A 3,568-nucleotide genomic window follows, 5' to 3' on the forward strand; every position below is an offset into this window, starting at 1 on the left:
TCGATCCACGGGCCGAGCGGGGCCGAGCCGTCGAAGCCCTTGGCGCGGGCCCACTGGTTGTCGGTGCGCTGCGCGTCGCGTGCGGTGAGGTCGTTGCCGCAGGTGTAGCCGAAGATGACATCGTCCACGCGCTCCACCGGGACGTCCTTGCAGATCCGCCCGATGATCACGCAGAGTTCTGCTTCGTAGGAGACCTCGTCGGAGAACTCCGGCAGTACCAACGGTTCGTTCGGGCCGATCACCGAGGTGTTCGGCTTGAGGAACATCAGCGGTGCGGCCGGGGTCTCGTTGCCCATTTCCTTGATGTGTTCGGCGTAGTTGCGGCCGATGCCGATCACTTTGCTGCGCGGGATGATCGGGGCCAGCAGGCGGACGTCCTCGAGCTTGTGCCGGGCTCCGGTGGGCTGGATGCCGCTGAAGAACGGGTCGCCGGCGATGACGGTGACCTGTTCGCTTCCCTCCTCGCCTTCGACGATGCCGTACTGGGGGTCAGAATCGAGGACAAACCGGGCTATACGCATGCGTTTAGCCTACTTGTTGTCGGCGGATGGATTCCAAGCCGAACGAGGCAGTTAGCCGCGCAGGTACTCCAGTTGGGCCGCGACGGAGGCTTCGGCCGCTAGGCGGACGGCGGCGTCGATGTCGGTGTAGACGTGGTCGGTGACGTCGTCGACGCTGGCGTCGGCGCCGAGTTGCTCGAGGGCGGAGCGGATCTGGTCCAGCCGGAGCTGGCGGTGGCTGGCGTATTCGCGGCAGATTGCCGAGAGGTCCGGCAGCGTGCCGCCGTGGGCGGGCAACACCTTGGCGGGCCCGAGGATCTCCAGCCGGGCAAGCGAATCCAGGTACGGGCCGAGCCGACCGTCCGGGTAGGCAATGATGGTGGTACCGCGCCCCAGGATGGTGTCACCGGTGAGGACCGAACCGTGCGGGCCGTCGGCAGGCAGATGGAAACTGACCGAGTCGGCCGTGTGCCCCGGCGTGGCCAGAACGCGGATGTCGACACCGGCGGCCCGGATCACCTCGCCGTCACTCAGCGGTTCTCCACCGAAGCAGAGCGCCGCGTCCAGCGCCCGCACGGGGGCACCGGTCAGGTGATGGAAACGCTCGCTGGCCTCGGTGTGGTCGATGTGGTGGTGGGTGATCAGGACAAGTTCCACGTCACCGGCGGCCGCCAGTTCGGCCAGATGTACCTCATCCAGCGGCCCTGGATCCACCACGACCACTCCCCTGCTCTCCGGCGCCGCAATCAGGTACGACTGCGTGCCGTCAAGGCTCATAGGCCCCGGATTCGGGGCCAACCGATAGCGGGTCAGGTCGCTGCTGCGGACCACGGCGGATTTCTGTTCAGCGCTCACAGAGCCCATCCTCGCATTCCCGAGCCCAGCGCCGCAGAGCTGCTGTGCGGAAGGCGGGCACCGCCGTCGTAATAATCGCGCAATATGAAGGGATCGGTTCATATTCGCACCGGACGGTGCAGCAAATGTGACATCGGTCGCATAGGCTAAGTGCCTGCACGGGCCGCTCACGGCGGCACGACGAGGGCTGGAGATGCGCACATCACCGGCCGGACGGGGGGATCAGTGCTGGAGGAAGTTCACTCAACCTACGATGTGCAATTGGACGACGACGGGCTGCTGGTGCTGACGCTCCATCGCGGTCTCAGCGTCAGCGCCGAGCTGGCGCAGCAGGTAGTTGACCGTCTGTTCGAACTGGTCGGCGAGCGGCGGGTGGTGGTGCTGCTGAGGATGGCCGGTGTTCGCTGGGCGACCGCGGAGGTGCGGTTGATTGCCCATACCTTCACAGCCTCTCTGGCCGTGGCGGTGCTCGGCAACGGGTCGGTGGACCGTGTGCTGGGGAACTTCTTCCTGCGGATTTTCGCCGATGACGGTTGTTCCCGGTACTTCGACGACGAGGCCGAAGCGCGGACCTGGCTGGCAGGGCATGCCGAACGCCTGTCCACGCTGGAGATCGACGGGAGCGTCGTCTAACTGCGGGCACCGGCCTGGGTGTCGGGATTCACCGCGGAATAACTTCGCGCGGCAGCGGGGTTGCCCTGATGGACCCATTGCTGCTGCACGATAGGAAGAATTCCATGGCGGAAACCAAGAACACCATCTCCCTGGCGGAACTGCTGGCCAAGTACAACGTGGCCGAGCATGACCACGCGGCGGCCGAGCGCAATAGCGGGATGCAGCACATCCACAACCATGCCAACGGGGACGTTGTCTGGTTCCCCACCTGGCAGAAGAACCGCGAAACGACCGACTGGGAAACCGCGGTCAACGAATTCACGGCAGAACTCGAATCTGCCGCGGAAGGCGGCGCGGATGTCTCCGACGCGGCATCGGGCCTGCTGGCGTCACGGCTGCAGACCCTGCTGGAGCAGGCTGCGGACGCCGCGGACGCCAATGTGTTTATTCGCGAAAACTTGGCCCGCTACTTGTCGCGGACGTGGGCACTCGGCGACGCCTACGCGCTGAAGAGCGGGAAGGACCTTCCGGGGGCGGCCTCGCCGGCGGGCATCTTCGCGTCCTTCCCGTACGAGGTGTATGCGCGGGACGGCGGCAGCTTCGCCTCCGCGCTGTGGAACGATCTGGTGGATGCCCGGAAGAACCGGATTGCAGCCGAAGAGGCGGAGCGCAAGGCGTTGAAGCCGGTGTCCAAAAAGGCCCGGAAGGCCGCCGAGCGCAAAGCCGCTGCCCGGAGCCGGTAGCCCCGCATTGGTGGCGGTGGCCCCGCCGGAAGGCTGAGCCCGTCCGGAAGGCGCCGTTCCTCCTGACGGCAGACCCCGCCGTCGTCCTCCTCCCGAGTTAGAACAGAAGCAGCAGGAGGAGGACGATCAGCGGCAGAATGGCTTGGGCCAGGGCGCTCTGCCAGAGCCGCCGTTCGGAGAACCAAAGCACCGCCCCGAGGACCACGTGGGCGATGCACGTGAAGACGATCATGGTCTCGCCGATGGCCGTTCTGCCGCTGGCGGCGATGAAGACCCCGGCAATGAGGACCAGCCCCCAGACCAAGTTGTAGAAGCCGAGGTTGATGGTCCAGAGCCGGACCGCTGCCACGTCCTGGGGTCGGAGGAGGAACAGCTTGTGGAAGCGCGGGTCGCGGAAGTAGAACGCCTCGGCGATCCCGACGGTGATCAGGACCAGGCCGAAGATCACGGCTAGGAGGTAGGCCACCCCGGTCATGGACCAAGTGTGGCCCGGCCGGCCTTGGAAAGGAAGCGGTGGTTAGGCCAGGCGGGTGAGCCAGCCTAGGCCAGGCGGGTGAGCCAGCCGCGCGAGTCCTCCACCGCTCCGGTCTGGATGCCGAGCAGTTCCTGCCGGATGGACATGGCCACCTCGCCGGAGCCGGCGCTCGGGGACGCGATGGTAAAGCCCTCGGCCTTCAGCTCGCCGATCGGGGTGATCACCGCCGCCGTGCCGCAGGCGAAGGCCTCGGTGATGTCGCCGGCGGCCACGCCGTCGCGCCATTCGTCGATGGTGATCTTGCGTTCCTGCACGTCCAGGCCGCGGTCCTTGGCCAGCTCGATCACCGAGGAGCGGGTGACGCCGTGCAGGATGTGGCC

6 protein-coding genes are annotated in these 3,568 nt (G+C 66.5%); 2 read left to right on the plus strand and 4 right to left on the minus strand.

All coding sequences use genetic code 11. The annotated features are described in order from the left end of the window. The coding region (locus tag AC5RWT_RS35685; protein WP_494084349.1) for a fumarylacetoacetate hydrolase family protein at positions 1-521 on the minus strand (521 nt) is incomplete at its 3' end. 51 nt (positions 522-572) lie between these two features. Further along, positions 573-1,355 (minus strand): MBL fold metallo-hydrolase, encoded by a 783-nt coding sequence (locus tag AC5RWT_RS35690; RefSeq protein ID WP_494084350.1) that lies wholly within the window; start codon positions 1,353-1,355, stop codon positions 573-575. 225 nt (positions 1,356-1,580) lie between these two features. On the opposite strand from AC5RWT_RS35690, the gene AC5RWT_RS35695 reads away from it, so the two are divergent. Then, positions 1,581-1,988, plus strand: coding sequence for a DUF7793 family protein (locus AC5RWT_RS35695; RefSeq protein WP_494084351.1), 408 nt, complete (start codon positions 1,581-1,583; stop codon positions 1,986-1,988). A 104-nt stretch (positions 1,989-2,092) separates the two neighbouring features. Then, positions 2,093-2,713: a hypothetical protein gene (locus AC5RWT_RS35700; protein WP_494084352.1), complete on the plus strand. Its 621-nt coding sequence runs from the start codon at positions 2,093-2,095 to the stop codon at positions 2,711-2,713. 97 nt (positions 2,714-2,810) lie between these two features. Here the strand turns inward: AC5RWT_RS35700 and AC5RWT_RS35705 are convergent, their stop codons facing one another. Then, complete coding sequence (locus tag AC5RWT_RS35705) at positions 2,811-3,188, minus strand: DUF1304 family protein (protein WP_494084353.1); 378 nt, start codon at positions 3,186-3,188, stop codon at positions 2,811-2,813. A 65-nt stretch (positions 3,189-3,253) separates the two neighbouring features. Next, the coding region (locus tag AC5RWT_RS35710; RefSeq protein ID WP_494084354.1) for an aminotransferase class IV at positions 3,254-3,568 on the minus strand (315 nt) is incomplete at its 5' end.

The organism is Arthrobacter sp. Dra40 (assembly GCF_059091905.1).

Excerpts from the sequence above, each read along its gene's own strand:
- AC5RWT_RS35700 (WP_494084352.1), top strand. The coding sequence starts at position 2,093 with ATGGCGGAAACCAAGAACACCATCTCCCTGGCGGAACTGCTGGCCAAG.
- AC5RWT_RS35705 (WP_494084353.1), bottom strand. The coding sequence starts at position 3,188 with ATGACCGGGGTGGCCTACCTCCTAGCCGTGATCTTCGGCCTGGTCCTG.